The sequence below is a fragment of the Nevskia sp. genome, from assembly GCF_051860985.1.
Lineage (GTDB): Bacteria > Pseudomonadota > Gammaproteobacteria > Nevskiales > Nevskiaceae > Nevskia.
The window spans coordinates 1-18,608 of record NZ_JBIMKV010000004.1; the positions used below are offsets into that span (position 1 = coordinate 1).

Genomic DNA, 18,608 nt, shown 5'->3' on the forward strand with positions numbered 1-18,608 from the left:
CTATTCACAAACCCAAGAGCTCGCCATCGCGGCGTGACTCAATCGAAATGGCCTCCGGGAAAACCGGGGCGGTTCAGGCCTTCAAGGCCAGCAGGCTAGGTCGAACACCCTGGTCAATTTTCGGTCGGCGAAACCCTCGTTAACTGGTCAACTTTCAGTCGGCGGCAACATCCCCGGTCATTTCGATCACATCGAATTCATCTGCGACTCACGCCGGCCGACGCCGCATATGGTCGCGCCCGGTGGGCGCATCCGCTGGGAGTTCATGCTGCAGCCGGGCGAGACCCGCGAGCAGATGGAAAAGGACGAGACCATCGCCACGCTGCTGGCGCCCTGGGCCCGAGCTGGCGAGCTGAAGATCGAGCGCAAGGCGGTGTACCGCTTCCATGCGCGCTCGTGCGAACGCTACAGCGTCGGCCGGGTATTCCTCGTTGGCGATGCCGCGCATATCACGCCGCCCTTCGTCGGACAGGGCCTCGTTGCCGGCCTGCGCGATGCCGCCAATCTCGCCTGGAAGCTGGCGGCGGTGACGCAGCAGCAGGCCGCCCCGGAGATTCTCGACTCCTACGATCGCGAGCGTCGGCCACACGCCACGAAGATGATCCGCCTCGCCAAGCTGATGGGGCATCTGGTGATGCCGCGCAACCGGGCGGCGGCCATCCTCATTCACGGGACCATGGCGCTGTTGCGCAAGCTGCCGATGGTTCGCGCCTTCCTCGATGAACTCGGCGTCAAGCCGAAGAACGAATTCCCACGAGGCTTGTTCGTGGAGGGTCGGGTGCAGATGCGCCGTGGCGCCCAACTCCCGCAGGGGCTGGTCCGCGGGCCGTCCGGCGACATCGTGCTCAGTGACGACGCACTCGGTGACGGGCTGTGTCTGGTCGGTTTCGGGCGGGACCCGCACGCGATGCTGTCGCCGGAGATCCTCGCTGCCTGGTCGGAGCGCCACGGCAAGGTCGTCCACTTCTGCCCGCGCGGGGACCGGCTGCACCGCGAGCAGGGCGCGTTCGAGGATCTCGACAATCGACTCGTGCCGGGTGCTGCCCCCTACGGATGGTGTGCCGTCGTACGGCCTGATCGGACCGTTCTGCATGACGGCCCTGTCGTTGAAGCAGATCGCGTCGTCCGCGAGTCGCTGGCGCTGATCGCCAGAGCCCGCAGGCAATGAATCATCTCATCGCGCTGCACGGCGAGCTTCGGCCCGAGCTGCGGCGTGGCGGGCGTGCTGGCCCGGTTGTCGGCGGTCGCTGAGGCCATTCACCTGAGCCCGCGCGGGGCCTGAAGCCGCGTCATCGCTGGAGGAGATCTCAATGTCGATCAAGGCAGGGGCGCGGCTGCGCCCGGGGAAACGGCTGCTTCGCACTTCGACGGTGCTCACGGCACTGCTGACCGTTGCAGTGCCCGCGCATGCGGTGGAGTTCGAATGGAGCGAGTTGAAAGGCAGCGTGAAGACCACGGTTACGGCGGCGACCGGCGTTCGCGTCGAAGGCCAGGACGCATCGCTGCTTGGCAAGCTCAACGTGCCCGGTCAGCAGACGCTGTGCCAGGCCGACGATTGCCTGTCGCTGTCGGGTGATCCGGCACCGAACCAGCGGCTGATCGATGCCCGCGGCGCCTATTCCGGCCACGCCTTCGACGACGGCAACATGAACTACCGGCGCGGGGACCCGATCTACGGCCTGACCAAGTTCAATACCGCGCTGACCGCGAACTGGAATGACTGGCTGGTCAAGGTGAGCTACATCGGCTTTTTCGATGCGGTCAACGACCACTTTCAGGAAACCCACAACAGCACGCTGCTGCAGCCTGCGCGCACCCGGCGCAGCGATGAGATCAACGACCGGGTCGGCCTGCGTGGCGAGTTCCGGGAAGCCTTCATCCAGTATCGAAGCGAGCTGCTCGAACATGGGGTATCGGTGTCGATCGGCGCCCAGCGTCTGCGCTGGGGCGAGTCGAACCTGCATCCGCTGAACACGCTGGATGTCATCAATCCGCAGGACGCCGTACTCGGACGCCAGCCGGGTCTCGCGGTCAACGAACTGGCCGTGCCGACGAATCTCGCGCTGGTCTCCGTCGATCTGATCGAAAACCTCAGCGCGACCGCGTTCTACCAGCTGCGCTGGAATCGCACCCGGCCCGAGCCTCAGGGCACCTATTTCTCGTCGAATGACGTGATCGGCGGCAGCTACATCGAGGCCGCCCCGGGCCAGTTCGCGGAAGATCCGGACGGTCTTTACGAGGCGCCGTTTCCGGTATCACTGCTGACCTCGTCGACACGGCGCGTGCCTGTCAGCGAGCAGTCGGGCCGCCATCACGGCCAGTTCGGCGTCCAGCTGAACGGCTTCGCGGAGGACCTGCTGGGCGGGACGCAGTACGGTCTCTACTTCGCCCGCTACAACAGCCGGCTGCCGTACTTTTCGGTGATCGAATCGCAGCAGTCGTGCATGCGGCGCGCGGCGGTGCCGGGCAATTTCGCAGCGGCGACGCTGGCCTGCAGCAATGCGACAGGCATCTTCAACGGCCGGCTTCAAGCTGCGCCCGGCCTGAGCACCGAGCCGATCCCGGTCGATACCGAACGCGCCGTGCTCGACTATCCCAGCCATATCGTGATGATCGGCGCCAGCTTCAACGCGACGGTCGGCGGTTGGGCGCTGTCGGGCGAATACGCATTTCGGCCCAACCTGCCAGCCCAGCTGGCGGTCAGCGACGTGCTGTTTGCCGGTGCCCAGCAGGCCTTTCCGATCCAGGACACACCGGTACTGGCCAGTGCCTTGCCGGGGCTCCTCGGCACCACGATTCCCGGCGCCCGCACCTTCATCCCGGATTACATCTCGACGCATCGGGGACGAACCCTCGCCAACGGCAACGAGTTCCAGCCTGGCGAATTCGTGCGCGGCTGGGAACGGCTCAAGGTCGGTCAGCTGGTGGTCAATGCGCTGAAGACCCTGCCTGGACAACTGGGGGCCGATGAAATCACCTTCCTCGTCGAGGCGGGATTCACGCATGTGATCGGCATGCCGAAAGACCTCTACTTCCAGGGCACCGCCGAAGGCACACATCCCGGGCCGGGCGCCGATGGGACGGGACCCGGACCGCAGACCACGCTGCGTCTGAACCCGACGCAGCAGACACGCGGATTTGCCGGCAGCTTTGCCTGGGGCCTGCGTGGCTTCGCGCAGATGACCTACAACAATGTCTTCGACGCCGGGGTGATCGTGAAGCCGACGGTGATCTGGTTCGAGGACATCCAGGGCATCGCGCCGTTTCCGATGCAGAACTATGTTGCCGGCAACCGGATGGCGCAGATTGGCGCGCAGATCTTCTTCACGCAGAACATCGAAGGCACGCTGTTCTATCAGTACTTCGACGGCGCGGATAACGCGTTGCGCGACCGTGACAACGTCCAAGTCAGCATCGCCTACTCGTTCTGATACGGACGCTTGAACCGCTGTCTCCTCACTCGATGCCGATGTGCGTCGGCCTGGTGGCTGCGGTAGCGGCCGGCGGTTCGGCATCGACCAGCAAAAAGCCCCCGGCATCACAAGACGCCGGGGGCTTTGAAGTTTTCGGCAGCCGTGCCGCGCTGCCGTGATCGAGTGGCTTAGAAGCCGGTACCGGTGAGGGACACCTCGGTGGCGGTGTTGCTGACACTGGTCAGGATCGACACGCTGCCGGGGCGGGTGCCGGTGGCTTTCGGCTTGAAGCTGCCGGTGACCTGGCAGGACTTGCCGGCATCGAGGAAACGCGGGCAGTTGTGGCTGCCGCTGTAATCACCGCTGACCCGGATGCTGCGGATCTCCAGCGGGCCGGAGCCGGTGCTGGTGATCACCAGCGTCTGCTCGCGGCTCGCGGCACCCACCTTGACCCGGCCGAAGTCGAAGCGGCTGACATTGGTCTTCATCGCCGGCTTCAGCCCCTTGCCGGTGCCGGACAGGCTGATGCGGTCCGGGCTGGTGACGGCATTGCTGACGATCCGGGTTTCGCCGGTGCGGGTGCCGACGGCCTTCGGCGAGAACACGATCGAGATCGTGCAGCGTGACCCCGGTGCCACCGTGCTGCCGCAAGTGGTGGTGTGGCGGAAATCGCCGGTGGTGACGATGCTGCTGATGGAAAGCGGCGCGGTGCCGGTGTTGGACAGCGTCACCACTTCCGGCTCGCTGGTGGTTTCGACCCCGATGTCGCGGAAGCGCAGCAGGTAGCCGGTGCCGAAGTCCAGATCGTTCATGTCCAGCGACAGCGTCGGACCGCCTTCGACCACGGCAGCTTCGACAGCCAAGGTCAGCGACACGGTTTCGGCGGCGTCGAAGCGGTCACTGCCAGCCTGGCTGGCGGTGACCGTGCAGCTGCCGACGGCGTTGGCCGTCACCGTGCTGCCGGCCACTGTGCAGACACTCGGCGTGGTGCTGGCAAACGTCACCGCATTGCCGGACGCACCGCCGGAAGCCGACAGGTTGCCGCTCTGGCCGACCTTCAGGCTCGACGGCGTCACCGCAAAGCCGCTGATCAGCTGGGCCGCCTTGGCCACCGGCACGGTCAGCGACACCTCGTCCGCAGCATCGAAATCGCTGTTGCCAGCCTGGCTGGCGATCAGCGCACAGTTGCCGGCCGACAGCCCGGTGACGATTGCCCCGCTGACCGAGCAGACATCGCCGGTGGTAGTGCGGAAGCTCACCGCATTGCCCGACGCACCGCCGGAGGCCGACAGGGTGGTCATGCCGCCGACCTTGATCGACGCCGGATTGGCCGAGAAGCCGCTGATCAGCTGGGCGGCCTTGTTGATGGTGATGCGCAGCGTCTTGGCCGTGGCCGCCTCATAGCTGTCATTGCCGACCTGATTGGCCTGTACGGCGCAGCTGCCGGCCGCCAGCGCGGTGACCATGTTGCCGCTGACGAAGCAGTTTTCGGCGTCGATCACCTGGAACTCCACCGCGTTGCCCGACGGCCCGCCGGTGGCCGACAGCGTGGTCATTTCCCCGACCTTCAGCGGCGACTTCGCCGCCGCGAACGCGGTGATGGTCTGCGCGCCCTTGGCGACCGTGATGCTGACGGATTCGTCGGCGGCGGCCAGATACCGGAACTCGCCGGTATCCCCGGTGCCGGCCAGCGTCGCCTTGACCGTGCAGGTACCGCCCTTCAGGCCGGTGGCGGTCACCGTCGTGGCCATCGGCGCGCCGGCCGTCGGGCTCACCGAGCAGACGTCGGTCGAGGTGCTGGTCAGCTCCGGCTTCACGCCGGAGGTGCTGGAACCGGTCACGGTGCTGCCATCGCCACCGACGGTGATCGTCGTGGGGCTGGCGGTCAGCGTGATCGTCTGGCCCGCGTACGGCGCCGAGCAGGTCGCGGGGCTGCTGCTGCCGCTGTCGCTGCTGCTGGCCGTGCCGGTGCAGCTCCAGCCCCAGGCACCATCGCTGCCGGTGACGGCGCTGGCGGTGCCTGTTTCGCACAGCGAACAGCTCGTCGGCGCCGTGGCGGTGGCCTCGCCATCGGCGGTGCCGCAAGCGCCTTCGACCGGCGGTACGACCACGCCGCCCTCATAGGCGCCGAGGTCGATGGTGCTGGCCTGAACGCGGTCGCGCCCGTCGAGATCCTTGGGCTGGGTCGTGGCGGTGTTGTCGCCGACGTCGAGCGCAGGGCTGCCGGTTTGCAGGCGGTAGTTGCCCACAACGTTGGGGACCGCGGTGCAGAGCGGGGCATCGACAAACTGGGGGTCGGCATCGGTCAGGTTGTTGCTGCCATCCACGCCGCACGCCGAGTTCCAGGTGTCGCCGAGTTTGCAGCCCTGGATCAGCGAGTGGGCGAAGCTGGGGTTGGGCAGCACGCTGGTGTCCGACGACACCTTCACGTCGTCGCCGGTGTTGCCCCAGATGATGGTGTTGCGGTAGGTGCCACAGCTTTCGCCCGTGCCGGTGCAACTCAGGCCGCCGACGGCCGTGTTGGCCTTGCCGTTGCTGGCGATCGTGAGATTGGTGGCGGTGGGATTGCCGCCTTCCACCACCAGGCCGGTGCCGCCGTTGCCGTGAATGAGCACGTTGCTGAGGCTGGACGTGCCGTCCAAAAGGTGCAGCCCGGTGCCGGCATTGCCACGGATCACCAGGTTGCGCAGCGTGGGTGAGCCGTACGGGGGGGCGCTGCCCACCACCTTCACCGCCGATTCGGTGGCGCCTTCGATGTGGAAGCCATCAAACACCGAGTACTGACCGTGCGACGTGAACGTGAGCACCGAGGCGGCATCCCCGGCATCGACGACGCCGTTGTCGTTCAAATCGCCGCTCAGCACGGTGACGTTGTTCTTCAGGTCGCGGGCGGCGAGCGTGACGGGGAGCAATTGGTCAGTTTGGCCACCCACGCCCGCAAAGTCGGCCGGAAAGCCGCCATAGAACAGTGCAAGTCCAAAGTTACCAAGGAAGCTGGCGGCTACCTTGTAGGTGCCGGCTGCCACAAGATATGCATTTGCAGTATTGGCCCTGCCAACAGGCCCATGAGTTCTGCTACCGCTCTGCCCGAGTACGGATTGCAAAGTGCAGGGATTCGTAGGAGGGCAATTTGTTCCCGAGGTATTGGTCGCGGTTGCAGATACAAATTGAAACTTCAAGTTAGAGGTGCCGCCCTGCGCCATCGCCGACGACGAGGCCGCCAGCAGCACCGCCGCCGTGATCAGGCGCAGCAAGGGATTGGTTTTGAGATTCATGGATTCGCTCGCGGGTTCGTCAACGGCGGGTTCAAAGGCAGACGGTTGGGCGGATGGCCAGTGGGAGCGCCACCGGACCCACGCAAAGCCCGGATGCCATCTGCGCTTCTGGTACTTCTCGGCTCCCCACCAAGCAGCGGCCGCAGCTTTCGACGGTCGATGGGCATGGCGGCGCAGATGTGCCGTCACGCTCGCAGCTGGCGTCCGTGTCACGGGCCCGGCGGCAGCTTCGGGGACGGTATCGGCGCCGCCCCGCGCGCGGGTATCCGTGGCGGTGATGCGGGTGCTGCTGCTCCAGTGTCGGGTGTTCCGTGTCATGGCCCGTGTCTCTTCCTCTCGGTGGCCCTGATCGCCAATGCCTGTGGGTCGTCCGCACGGTCTGCCGGCCGTTGCGGGCCTGTCGCGATGTGCCGTGTTCCCTATCAAGACGGGATTCGCCGCCGAAATCGGCCACGCCCCATCAAAAAGTTTGCGGAGCGTACGGATGTTCACGGCGATTGCCGCGTGGTTAGGGGGTCCTAGTTCCGCATGCGCAAGCCCGCGCCGGAAGCGGCATTTCGGCCGTCCGGGCGGGTTCGGGAAAAGCAGGAAGCCAGCGGCGCATGGGCCGCTGGCCGGGTGGGGCAGGCCGGGTATCAGCGTCCTGGTGCGTCCGGCAGGCGACCCGGCGCGATGTCAGCGACCGGCTTTCGTTCGGCAGGTGCTGAGGAGACAGCCTTGTGCGAGCGCAATCCAGAAGCTTTGAGCAGGTCTGCCTGACGGCGCGGCGCGCGGTGTCGTGGCGCCTTGCGATTGGTGTGCTGCTGATCGCCGCCTGTCAGGCATCGGCGGCCGTCAGCAGCCTGCGCCAGTCCGCGACGCCAACGGCGGAGACCGTGGTCACCGCCAAGCGGCGACCCTGCCTCGGCGCAGGGCCGTGCTGTTCGCAGTGCCGCCGGCTCCGAAGCCGGTGCAGTCGCTGGTGGTCGAGAGGCCGCGCGAACGGCCGATGACAGCGCTGGAGTACGTCGCCTCGCTGCGCTCGCCGTTGAGCCAGCTGCACATCAGCTCGCGATTTGGCACCCGCATGCATCCGGTCAAGAAGAAGGAAGGCTTCCATTACGGCGTCGACTACGTGGCGGCCATCGGCACGCCGGTGCGGGCGGCGCAGGATGGCGTGGTCACTGCGCTCGGCAATCGCCCGTTCTATGGCAACCAGGTACGCATCGATCACGGCCACGGCGTGCAGGCGGTGTATGGCCATCTGCTGAAGTTCATGCCCGGGCTCAAGGCAGGCTCGATCGTCCGGGCCGGCACCCTGATCGGCTTCGTCGGCGCCACCGGCCGCGCCACCGGCGCGCACCTGCATTTCGAAGTGCTGGCCAACGGCAAGCCGGTCGACCCGCTGCGGCTCACCATGGCCTTCGCGCCCGACTACCTGCTGACCATGCGCTGATCGCGCGGCCACTGGCGGCGAACGGGTAGCCGCGCCACCGCGTCTTGCGGAGCGCGCCGCACCGGGCGCCGGCGTGACCTCGGCCACGTCAGCGCCCGGCCGCGTTTGCGGACTCAGCCCCGGATGAACGCCAGCAGGTCGGCGTTCAGGCGGTCGGCGTGGGTGGTGGCCAGGCCGTGCGATGCGCCTTCGTAGACCTTCAGCGTGGCCTTGGGCACCAGCCTGGCGGCCATCAGGGCCGAGGTGGCGATCGGCACGATCTGGTCGTCATCGCCGTGGATGATCAGCGTCGGCACGTCAATCTTCTTCAGGTCCTCGGTGTAGTCCACTTCCGAAAACTCCCGGATGCAGTCGTACTGGCCCTTGATGCCGCCCTGCATGCCCTGCAGCCAGAACGCGTCGCGCACCGCTTCCGACACCTTCGCGCCCGGCCGGTTGTAGCCGTAGAACGGCATCGTCAGGTCCTTGAAGAACTGCGCGCGGTTGTCGACCACGCCCTTGCGGATGTCGTCGAACACCTGCATCGGCACGCCGTCGGGATTGCCGGCGGTCTTCAGCATCAGCGGCGGCACCGCGCCGATCAGCACAGCCTTGGCGATCCGGCGGCTGCCGTGCCGGCCAATGGTGTGCGCCACTTCGCCGCCGCCGGTGGAATGGCCGACCAGCACCGCCTGCTGCAGGTCCAGCGTGTCGAGCAGGGTCGCTAGATCGTCGGCATAGGTGTCCATGTCGTTGCCCTGCCAGGTCTGGTCGGAGCGGCCATGGCTGCGCCGGTCATGGGCGATCACCCGGTAGCCGTGCTGGCCGAGGAACAGCATCTGCGCGTCCCAGGCGTCGCCGCTCAGCGGCCAGCCGTGGCTGAACACGATGGGCTGGCCGCTGCCCCAGTCCTTGTAAAAGATCTGGGTACCGTCTCGGGTCTTGATGAAGCTCATGGGGTATCTCCTGGGCATTGCGCTGTGGGTCGGATCAGGTGGCTGCGGGCTGCGGCCGGAACTTCGGGGACAACGACGGAATCGGGTCGGGCATCGCGGCGGCTCACCAGGTGAAGCTGGCCCAGCTGCCGAGGAAATCAACGTCTCGTCCGCCGGCGGCCTGCACGGCGTCGCTGGCGAACAGGTGCACGTAGGACAGCGTCCACACCCAGTGGCGGCCGGCCTTCCAGTTCAGCGCCGCCTCGGCGCTGGTGCCGATCTGCCGCGAGCCGCTGCGGGCGGCCGGCAGCAGCAGATCGCCGGCCGGCCCGTAGACACCGTCCCGGGTGGTGGCGCGCCACAGCAGGTCGACGGCCAAGGTCGCGGTCAGCGCCGTCGTCGGTGCCAGCTGCAGCGACGGATGCAGATCGGCGATGTTGGTCGGGCGGATCAGCGCGGCATCGTTGAAATAGCCGGCCTTGAAGTACAGCGGGTTGAAGCTGCCGAGCCGCCCGCCCGGGCCGCGCCGGTCGCCGCTGGCGTAGTCGGCCTTGAGGCCGAGGCGGGGCTGCCACGGCAGGCGGGCGAAGCGGTAGCCGGTGTCGGTGGCCAGGGTCCAGGCCAGGATGTCCTGATCGCCGAAACGGCCGAACTGCAGGATCGGCTCCCAGTCGTACTGCCAGCCGCCGTGGCTGCCGGACAGCCGCGCGCCAAGGCTGTGGCGCTGCTCGGCCGCGCGGCCTCGGGCGTAGCGGCGCTGCTCGTCGTCCGTGCCGAGGTAGTAGAGATCCAGCGTCGCCGGCAGCCGCCAGCCGGTCGGGAACGATGCATACAGGCCCCAGAGATTGCGGCCGTCGTTCTGGCCGTCGAGCGCGCGCCGCGACTCCTGCGCCGGCCGCAGCAGGAAGCCGTACAGGCGGGCGCTGGCGTCGGCGGCGATCAGCTGCAGGCCATCAAACTTGTACGGCACGTTCGGCGCGGCACGGGTCGCCACCAGCCGGCCGGCACCGAGGTTGAGGCCGAAGCGGCCGGCTCGGGCGATCAGCCAGCGGCCTTCCGGCGCGGTATCGCCGGCCCGGTAGTCGACGAAGGCCTGCTGCAGGTCCAGCGGGTTCTGGTTGATCGGCGAGGCCTCGTCGCGATCGCCGAACTGCAACGCCGACAGCGCCTGCGCAAACAGCCGCAGCCGGTCGAGGTGCAGATCGGCGTGCACGGCGATGCGCTGCAGCAGGTAGGCCGGATCGGGCCGGCCGTCACCGGTGCCGAAATCGGCGTTGTCGAAGCGCTCGTAGCGCAGCCGCAGCTCGCCGCCGAAGCTCAAGTAGCGCGCCGGATCGGCCGCATCCAGCGCGATGTACTTGGCCGGGTCAGCCCAGTCGCGGCGCTGTGCCGGATCGGCCAGCTGGTCGTAGCGCTCGTTGAAGCGCAGCAGCGTGTACGGCGGCGGATGCGGGTCCGGCGCGGCGGCATTGGTGTATTCCGACAGCACCGAGGTCGCCGGATCAACCGCCGCCGCGTCGCCAGCGGCGCCAGCCAGGACCAGCAGGGCGGCAAGCCGGCGGCGCATGGCCTTCACGCCCGGCCGTGGCCGGCGCGCGCCGGTGCGGCCAGCAGCGCCACGATCAGGAGGCCGCCCACCAGCCCGGTGTGTTCGAGAAAGGCGTTGAGGTTGTGGAAGCGCTCGCTGCCGGTCATCGCCCAGAACGGGTGGCCGATCAGCGTCGCCAGCACCGTGAAGCCGGCCAGCAGCAGCGCACCGAGCGTCCGCCAGCGGCCGTGGCCGAACAGCACCAGCACCGAGCCGCCGAGCTGCACGGCGATGGTTGCGGCGGCGAACAGGGCCGGCGGGTTCAGGCCGAAGTGCTGCTGCTCGGCGATGGCGGCGGGGAAGTCCAGCAGCTTGGCGATACCGCTGTAGACGTAGGCCAGGCACAGTCCGGCGCGGGCGACGGCGTAGGCGGCGCGGTTCATGGCGCCGCTCCGGCCGGCCGTGCCAGGCGCGACACCAATGCCAGCGCCAGCATCGGCAGCAGCAGGCCGGTGATGCCGAGCCGGCCGTAGATCACCGCGCCGGCGGCCGCGCCGATCGCGAACGCCAGCACCGGTGGCCACATCTTGCCGATCCGGGCGCGGCTGCTGGCCCGGCTATCGGTGCTGCCGCCACGCAGCAGGTCGACGCTGTCGATCACCACCTGGGTGACGTTGCCGGTCATCACCGTGGTCGGCGACAGGCTGGTGAACACCAGCCGCGAAGCGGCGTTCTGCACGCCCATCGCTGCCACGCCGAGCAGGCCGGCGAACACCGCGCCCGGCGCATTGGCCGCATCGAGCGGCGCGGCCAGCAGCGCCACGCCGACGAAGCCGCCGAGCAGCGCGATCTGCGCCCACAGCACCGGCGACAGCGTCGGCCGCTGCCGGCGTTCGCGATGGCGGACGAAGGCGGTGGTCAGCGCCACGGCGACGATGAACACCGGCAGCGCCAGCAGCTTGGCGATCACGCCGCCGTCGGCGCCGTGCACGAACGAGGCGCCGATCAGCACGAAGTTGCCGGTGACGTGGGCCGTGAACAGGCCGAACAGGGCGATGAAGCCGACGGTGTCGACATAGCCGGCGACGAAGCTCAGCAGCGGTGCGACGGCGCTGGCCCGGGCGATCGGGGAGGAAGGGTCGGTCATGATCAGAATGCCCAGCAGGAGCAGCCGAGCGCGCCCCAGAAGCCGTTCTGGTCGTCGGTCGCAGTGGTATGGGCACGGCCATGGGCATGGCCGTGGACGCCACAGCTCGACGCGCAGCCGCAGCTCGCCTGTGCCAGCGCATGCGTGGCCTGCCGATCGGGCTTGTAGTAGCGGCTGCCGAAGTTGACCGGCGACCAGTCCGGCATCGCCGGCGGCAGGTCCGGCGCCAGCGGCCGGAACTCGTCATCGGCATGGACCGGCTTGCCGCCGACCACGGTCAGCACCGACACCAGGTTGCGGATCTCGCCTTCCGGCACGCTGAAGTAGTCGGCCGACAGCAGCGCTAAATCTGCCAGCTGGCCGACCTTGATCTGGCCCTTGGCACCGTCCTCGCTGGAGAACCAGGCATTGGCCTGGGTGTACAGCCGCAGCGCCGTTTCGCGATCGAGGAGGTTGGCCGGCGGATACATCCGCGTGCCGCCGACCGTCTTGCCGGTGGTCAGCCACCACAGCACGTTCCAGGGATCGTAGCTGGCGACGCGGGTGGCATCGGTGCCGGCGCCGACCTGGACGCCCATCTCCAGCATCCGCTTGAACGGCGGCGTGCGTTCGACGGCCTTGGCGCCGTAGCGCTCGATGAAATATTCGCCCTGGTACGACATCCGGTGCTGGATCGCCACGCCGCCACCGAGCCGGGCGATGCGATCCAGGTTGCGGTCGCTGACCGTTTCGGCGTGGTCGAAGAACCAGTGCAGGCCGTTGAACGGGATGTCGGCGTTGACCTTCTCGAACACGTCCAATGCGCGGCCAATCGATTCGTCATAAGTGGCATGCAGGCGGAACGGCCAACGGTTGCCGACCAGCACGCGGACCACCGCTTCGAGATCGTTCTCCATGCCGGCCGGCAGCTCCGGGCGCGGCTGGCGGAAGTCCTCGAAATCGGCCGCCGAGAACACCAGCATCTCGCCGGCACCGTTGTGGCGGTACATCGCATCGCCCTGACCGGGCTTGACCAGCGTCGCCCACTTCTTGAAGTCGGCGACTTCCTCCTTCGGCTTCTGGGTGAACAGGTTGTAGGCGATGCGCAGGGTCAGCTCGCCGGAGGCGTGCAGGTCTTCGATGACCTGGTAATCGTCCGGATAATTCTGGAAGCCGCCGCCGGCATCGACGACGCTGGTGACGCCCAGCCGGTTCAGCTCGCGCATGAAGTGGCGCGTCGAATTCTTCTGGTATTCGGGCGGCAGCTTCGGGCCCTTGGCGAGCGCCGAATACAGCAGCAGCGCGTTCGGCTCGGCCAGCAGCAGGCCGGTCGGCTCGCCGCGATGATCCTTGACGATCCAGCCACCCGGCGGGTTCGGCGTGTCGCGGCTGTAGCCGGCGGCGCGCAGCGCGGCGGCGTTGAGCAGCGCCCGGTCGTAGAGATGCAGGATGAACACCGGCGTGTCGGGCGCGGCGGCGTTCAGCTCATCGAGCGTCGGCAGGCGGCGCTCGGCGAACTGCCATTCGCTGAAGCCGCCGACCACCCGGATCCACTGCGGTGCCGGCGTGCGCGCCACCTGCTCGCGCAGCATCCGCATCGCATCGGCCAGCGACGGCACGCCGTCCCAGCGCAGTTCCAGGTTGTAGTTCAGGCCGCCGCGGATGACGTGGATGTGCGAATCGATCAGGCCGGGAATCAGCCGGCGCTTGCCGGCGTCGATGACCTGGGTGCCGGCGCCAGCCAGCTTCATCACTTCATCGTTGCTGCCGACGGCGACGAAGCGGCCATCGGCCACCGCCAGCGCCGCAGCCTGCGGATTCTGGCGGTCCAGGGTGGTGATCCGGGCGTTGCGGATGATCAGGCTGGGGCTGTCTTTCATGCGGGATTCTCCGGGCTTCGACTGTGCGGTGGCGGTGCCGAGCCAGGTGCTGGCCGCCCATCCGGCGACCCCCTGCAGGGCACGGCGGCGATCGTGATCGGTGGGGTTCATGTCGGCCGCCGGGAGGCGGCATCGGCTTTCGGCGCCGCCGGCAGTTCGCCGAAGACATGATCCCGGCATTGCTTGCGGACCCAGCTCACCGTCACCGGCTCGCGGGCCAGCACCTGCTTGACCAGCGGCACCGCCTGCTCGCCGAGCAGGATGCCCATCAGGCCGATCAGGGCGATCACCGGCGGCGCCGGCGAGCGGACGTTCATCAGGCCGTAGATCGCGCCGACCAGCAGGCCAGCGCCCAGCGACAGCAGATACATCTTCATGGCGGCATCTCCGGACAGCGGTGTTCGAAACCTCGTCGGTGTTGCCGAACGGCGGCGCCGCAGGCGGCGGCGCGACCGTTCGGCGGCAGGCCGTGTCAGTCGTGGGCGGCCGGCGCCGGCACCTGGTACGGCGCCAGCACGGTCGGCGGCACGCCATGCACCATCGTGTAGGCGTATTCGACGCCGACGCCATAGGCGCCGCTATGGGTCTTCACGATGTCCATCACGGCGTCGTAGGTGTCGCGCTGCGCCCAGTCGCGCTGCCATTCGAGCAGGGTCGACAGCGCCGTCACCGGCTTGGCGCCGGCCTGGTAGACGCGCTTCATCGCGTTGTCGTGCGCCAGCAGGCTGACGTCGCCGCAGCAGTCTTCGGCGACATAGACCTCGTAGCCGTCGTGGATCGCCTGGATGGTTGGCAGCGCGACGCAGGTTTCGGTCCACAGGCCGGTCAGCACGATCTTCTTGCGGCCGGTCTTCTCGATGGCGGCGACGAAGCCGTCGTCATCCCAGGAATTCATCGACGTGCGTTCGATCGGCTCGACGCCGGGCAGCGCCGCCAGCAGCTGCGGCCAGGTGTTGCCGCTGAACGCCTTGCTTTCGACGGTCGACAGCACCACCGGAATGCCGAACACCTGCGCGGCCTTGGCCAGCAGCACGTTGTTGTTGATGATCGTCTGGCGATCGTGGCTGGATACGCCGAACAGCATCTGCGGCTGCAGATCGATCATGGCGAGGACGCAGTTGTCCGGGGTCAGCAGACCTTTTTCCGAACGCTTGGCGAGAGGGCTTTTGCGGGACATGGCAGGGCTCCGATGAAGTGGGTGATGACGGCGACAGGGCGGTACAGCGGGTGGGGCAACGGTGCGGCGTAAGAGCTCAGTTCGGGCGGGACGGCGCGTCGCCGGGCAGGTCGAAGACCAGCACTTCGGCGTCGCGGCCGTGGTCGAGGCGCAGTTCGCCGGTCGCGGCGAGCTTCAGCGCATCGCCGGTGCCGAGCGCCACGCCGTTGACCTGCAGCGCACCGCGCGCCACATGCACATAGGCGCGGCGGCCGGTGGCCAGTGCCAGCCGTACGCTTTCAGCGCCGTCCAGCAGGCCGGCGTACAGGCGGGCGTCCTGGTGGATCAGCACCGAGCCGTCGGCGGCGTCGGGCGAGGCGATCAGGCGCAGGCGGCCGCGCTTGTCAGCGTCGTCGAAGCGCTTTTCCTCGTAGCTCGGCGCGATGCCGGTCTCGCTCGGCTGGATCCAGATCTGCAGGAAATGCACCGGCTCGGTCTGCGAGGGGTTGAACTCGCTGTGGCGCACACCCGTGCCGGCGCTCATCCGCTGCACGTCGCCGGGGCGGATCACCGAACCGTTGCCCAGCGAATCGCGGTGCGCCAGCTCGCCGGCCAGCACGTAGCTGATGATTTCCATGTCGCGGTGGCCGTGCGTGCCGAAGCCGTTGCCGGGCTGCACGCGGTCTTCGTTGATGACCCGCAGCGGGCCGTATTCGATGTGCTCCGGATCGAAGTAGCTGCCGAACGAAAAGCTGTGATGGGAATCGAGCCAGCCGTGGTTGGCATGGCCGCGGTCGCTGCTGAGGCGGATCTGGTTCATGGCGCGTCTCCAGTGGGTGTGAGGGCACTGTAGGCGTCGTGATTCTGATAAAAAAGCTCGATTATCCGATCCAATCAATCCGCTTAATTGATGAGTCTGCGATATGGCCACGCTCCGAACCTCGCTGGACCAATGGGCCGTGCTGGCCGCCGTGATCGACCAGGGCGGCTACGCGCAGGCGGCCGCCCTGCTCAACAAGAGCCAGCCAGCGGTCAGCTACGCGCTGGCCCGGCTGCAGGAAGCGCTCGACGTGCCGCTGCTGGTCGTCGAAGGCCGCAAGGCGGTGCTGACCGAACACGGCCGGGTGCTGCTGCAGCGTGCCCGACCGCTGTTGCGCGATCTTGAAACCCTGGAACGGCTGGCCGGCAAGCTCAAGCAGGGCTGGGAGCCGGAGCTGCGGCTGGTGGTCGACGTGGCGTTTCCGCGCAGCCTGCTGCTGGCCATCGTCGCCGAGCTGCAGCAGCTGTGTCCGAGCACCCAGATGCAGCTGTCCGACGCCGTGCTGTCCGGCGCCGAGCAGGCCATCGAGGACGCCGCCGCCGACGTGGTGGTCACCAGCCGGGTGCCGCCGGGCTTTCTCGGCAGCTTCCTGATGGACATCCGCTTCATCGCCGTCGCCGCGCCTCGCCATCCGCTGTTCGAGGTCGAAGTGCCGCTGACCACCAGCCACCTGGCCCGCCACGTCCAGGTGGTGGTCCGCGATTCCGGCCAGAAGCGGCCGCGCAACGAAGGCTGGCTGGGGGCCGACCGGCGCTGCACGGTCAGCAGCATCGAGGCCTCGCTGGCGACCGTGAAGGCCGGCCTCGGCTATGCCTGGCTGCCCGAACACCTGTTGGCCGATGCGCTGCGCGAGGGCAGCGCGCAGCCCTTGCCGCTGGCGGTCGGCGGCGAACGCAACATGGAGCTGTACCTGGTCACCGTACGCCCGGAACTGGCCGGGCCGGCGGCGCAGGCGGCGGTGGAGTGCTTCCACCGCCATGTGCCGGTGGCGCGCAAGTAGCGGCGGCCGGCGGCGACCGCCGGGTCAGCGGAAGCGGGCGCCGATGCGCTGGGCGGCGGCGGCCACGTCGACATCGATCTCGCGCCAGCGGCAGACCTCCGACAGGTAGTCGAGCGCCAGCGGGCTGGTGATCGCATACAGGCGCTGGCACAGCTCGAACGCGGCCCGTCCGGGCCAGTCGCCGGGCAGCAGCGCGGCCGGCAGCCGCGGATCGTGCAGCGTGGTGCGGCGGAACGCGTGGATCAGCAGCGTCTGGATCTGGTAGGCCTGCTGCGGGCGCAGCGCCGTGCGGCCGAGCTGCTGGTGCAGCGCGCGGAAGCGGTCGAGGAACCGGCGGTATCGGTCGCGAACCTCGTCCAATGTCCAGAACTGGATCATCGCCGCCGGATCGACGCTGCCGGCCAGCGCCAACGGCCCGGCGGCGCGCAGCACCAGCACCCGGTCGGCGAGGCCGAGGTCGCCAAGCAGCTGCTGCAGCACTTCGGTCTTCGGGTCCGGATGGATCATCACGCCGGCGGTCAGCGGCGCGAAGCCTTCCCATTCCAGCTCGCGGCGCAGGTCGAGGCGGTTCGGCACGCTGTCGGCGCTGCGCGGGATGACCACCAGCGTCCACTGGCCGTCCCAGCCGCTTGCAGCTGGCGTGTAGATGCGCGGGTAGGCCAGCTCGATGCGCCGGCGGCCAAGCGGCGTCAGCGAGTAATGGCTGCGGCGGCCTTCGCGGCGGGTGCTCAGCCAGCCTTCCTCGGTCAGCCGGAAGCAACTGGTGCGGACCAGCCGCTCGCTGAGCCCGAACGGCGCCATCAGCGCGATCAGCTCGCTGAGCCAGACGCCGGTGGTGCCCGGCAGCACGGTGTCGCCAAGCACGGTGACGATCAGCGATTTCGATTTCGGCGCTTCGTCTTGAAGGTACTGCTCGAACCAGGCGTTGATGGTCATGCGGCATTCGGGAGCGGTGCGCCGGCGGTCGGCGTGCGCGGGCACTCTACGGGACCGTAAAAGCGATACAAAATCTTTGTTGACATAAAAATATTCGTATCAAATAATCGCTGCACATTCTCGCGGAAGCCCTGCCATGTACGCCCAGATGGTCGACACCGGTTCGCCCGACGCCCAAGCCCTCGATGCCCGTGAAGCGCGCTTCCAGCAGCGCATCGATGACGGCATCCGCATCGAGCCGCAGGACTGGATGCCGGAGCGCTACCGCAAGACGCTGATCCGCCAGATCAGCCAGCACGCGCATTCGGAAATCGTTGGCCAGCTGCCGGAAGGCAACTGGATCACCCGGGCGCCGAGCCTCAAGCGCAAGGCCATCCTGCTGGCCAAGGTGCAGGACGAGGCCGGCCACGGCCTGTACCTGTATTCGGCGGCGGAAACGCTGGGCATCAGCCGCGACCAGATGGTCGACGACCTGCATGCCGGCCGCGCCAAGTACTCGTCGATCTTCAACTACCCGACCCTGACCTGGGCGGATGTCGGCGCGATCGGCTGGCTGGTCGACGGCGCGGCGATCATGAATCAGATCCCGCTGTGCCGATGCAGCTACGGCCCGTACGCGCGGGCGATGATCCGGGTCTGCAAGGAAGAAGCCTTCCACATGCGCCAGGGCTACGACCTGATGCTGGCGCTGTGCCGCGGCACGCCGGCCCAGAAGGCGATGGCCCAGGACGCGCTCAATCGCTGGTGGTGGCCCTCCTTAATGATGTTCGGCCCGCCCGACGGCGACTCGGTGCACAGCGCCCAGTCGCAGGCCTGGAAGATCAAGCTGTTCACCAACGACGAGCTGCGCCAGAAGATGGTCGACCAGACCGTGCCGCAGGCCGAGCACCTCGGCCTGACGATTCCCGATGCCGATCTCAAGTGGAACGCCGAGCGCGGTCACTACGACTACGGCGCCATCGACTGGGACGAGTTCTATGCCGTGGTCAAGGGCAACGGCCCCTGCAACCGCGAGCGCCTGGAGACCCGCCGCCAGGCCTGGGACGACGGCGAATGGTTCCGCGAGGCGCTGGTCGCGCATGCGGACAAACAGGTGCAGCGCGCCGCCACCAAGGCCGCCTGAGG

Annotated in this window: 14 protein-coding genes and 1 pseudogene; 5 read left to right on the forward strand and 10 right to left on the reverse strand. The window is 68.0% G+C overall.

Going from position 1 to position 18,608, the window contains the following annotated elements; translation table 11 throughout:
* Positions 1-166: 166 nt before the first annotated feature.
* Together ACTIGJ_RS04985 and ACTIGJ_RS04990 are read left to right on the forward strand one after the other, a co-directional pair.
* Positions 167-1,168: pseudogene (locus ACTIGJ_RS04985) on the forward strand (FAD-dependent monooxygenase); the annotation flags it as partial.
* A gap of 142 nt (positions 1,169-1,310) precedes the next feature.
* Positions 1,311-3,431: a DUF1302 domain-containing protein gene (locus ACTIGJ_RS04990; protein ID WP_439639184.1), complete on the forward strand. Its 2,121-nt coding sequence runs from the start codon at positions 1,311-1,313 to the stop codon at positions 3,429-3,431.
* Positions 3,432-3,601: 170 nt separating this feature from the next.
* On the opposite strand, the gene ACTIGJ_RS04995 is transcribed toward ACTIGJ_RS04990, so the two are convergent.
* Entirely contained in the window at positions 3,602-7,180 is a 3,579-nt protein-coding gene (locus ACTIGJ_RS04995) for a choice-of-anchor D domain-containing protein (protein ID WP_439639185.1), read from the reverse strand.
* A gap of 424 nt (positions 7,181-7,604) precedes the next feature.
* On the opposite strand from ACTIGJ_RS04995, the gene ACTIGJ_RS05000 reads away from it, so the two are divergent.
* A complete protein-coding gene (locus tag ACTIGJ_RS05000; protein WP_439639186.1) occupies positions 7,605-8,123 on the forward strand; it encodes a M23 family metallopeptidase in 519 nt (172 codons plus the stop codon).
* A gap of 113 nt (positions 8,124-8,236) precedes the next feature.
* On the opposite strand, the gene ACTIGJ_RS05005 is transcribed toward ACTIGJ_RS05000, so the two are convergent.
* The 8 genes from ACTIGJ_RS05005 to ACTIGJ_RS05040 form a co-directional block, all read right to left on the reverse strand.
* Positions 8,237-9,058 carry an alpha/beta fold hydrolase gene (locus ACTIGJ_RS05005; RefSeq protein WP_439639187.1) on the reverse strand — a complete coding sequence of 274 codons (822 nt, stop codon included), beginning with the start codon at positions 9,056-9,058 and terminating at the stop codon, positions 8,237-8,239.
* 103 nt (positions 9,059-9,161) lie between these two features.
* A complete protein-coding gene (locus ACTIGJ_RS05010; RefSeq protein WP_439639418.1) occupies positions 9,162-10,604 on the reverse strand; it encodes an alginate export family protein in 1,443 nt (480 codons plus the stop codon).
* A 5-nt stretch (positions 10,605-10,609) separates the two neighbouring features.
* Positions 10,610-11,008, reverse strand: coding sequence for a DoxX family protein (locus ACTIGJ_RS05015; RefSeq protein ID WP_439639188.1), 399 nt, complete (start codon positions 11,006-11,008; stop codon positions 10,610-10,612).
* The gene (locus ACTIGJ_RS05020) at positions 11,005-11,712 is read right to left on the reverse strand and encodes a YoaK family protein (protein ID WP_439639189.1); all 708 of its coding nucleotides are present in this window, start codon (positions 11,710-11,712) and stop codon (positions 11,005-11,007) included. Before ACTIGJ_RS05020 ends, ACTIGJ_RS05015 begins: the two co-directional genes overlap by 4 nt.
* Before the next feature lie 2 nt (positions 11,713-11,714).
* Complete coding sequence (locus ACTIGJ_RS05025) at positions 11,715-13,571, reverse strand: amidohydrolase (RefSeq protein WP_439639190.1); 1,857 nt, start codon at positions 13,569-13,571, stop codon at positions 11,715-11,717.
* A 107-nt stretch (positions 13,572-13,678) separates the two neighbouring features.
* The gene (locus tag ACTIGJ_RS05030; protein ID WP_439639191.1) at positions 13,679-13,948 is read right to left on the reverse strand and encodes a XapX domain-containing protein; all 270 of its coding nucleotides are present in this window, start codon (positions 13,946-13,948) and stop codon (positions 13,679-13,681) included.
* A gap of 95 nt (positions 13,949-14,043) precedes the next feature.
* Complete coding sequence (locus ACTIGJ_RS05035) at positions 14,044-14,748, reverse strand: hydrolase (RefSeq protein ID WP_439639192.1); 705 nt, start codon at positions 14,746-14,748, stop codon at positions 14,044-14,046.
* A 76-nt stretch (positions 14,749-14,824) separates the two neighbouring features.
* Positions 14,825-15,547, reverse strand: a complete 723-nt coding sequence (locus ACTIGJ_RS05040) for a pirin family protein (RefSeq protein WP_439639193.1) — start codon at positions 15,545-15,547, stop codon at positions 14,825-14,827.
* 103 nt (positions 15,548-15,650) lie between these two features.
* On the opposite strand from ACTIGJ_RS05040, the gene ACTIGJ_RS05045 reads away from it, so the two are divergent.
* Entirely contained in the window at positions 15,651-16,547 is an 897-nt protein-coding gene (locus ACTIGJ_RS05045; protein ID WP_439639194.1) for a LysR family transcriptional regulator, read from the forward strand.
* 24 nt (positions 16,548-16,571) lie between these two features.
* Here the strand turns inward: ACTIGJ_RS05045 and ACTIGJ_RS05050 are convergent, their stop codons facing one another.
* Positions 16,572-17,483 (reverse strand): PaaX family transcriptional regulator, encoded by a 912-nt coding sequence (locus ACTIGJ_RS05050; protein WP_439639195.1) that lies wholly within the window; start codon positions 17,481-17,483, stop codon positions 16,572-16,574.
* Between the two features lie 136 nt (positions 17,484-17,619).
* Between ACTIGJ_RS05050 and paaA the strand changes: the two genes are divergently transcribed.
* The gene (paaA, locus tag ACTIGJ_RS05055) at positions 17,620-18,606 is read left to right on the forward strand and encodes a 1,2-phenylacetyl-CoA epoxidase subunit PaaA (protein WP_439639196.1); all 987 of its coding nucleotides are present in this window, start codon (positions 17,620-17,622) and stop codon (positions 18,604-18,606) included.
* The last annotated feature ends 2 nt before the right edge of the window (positions 18,607-18,608 follow it).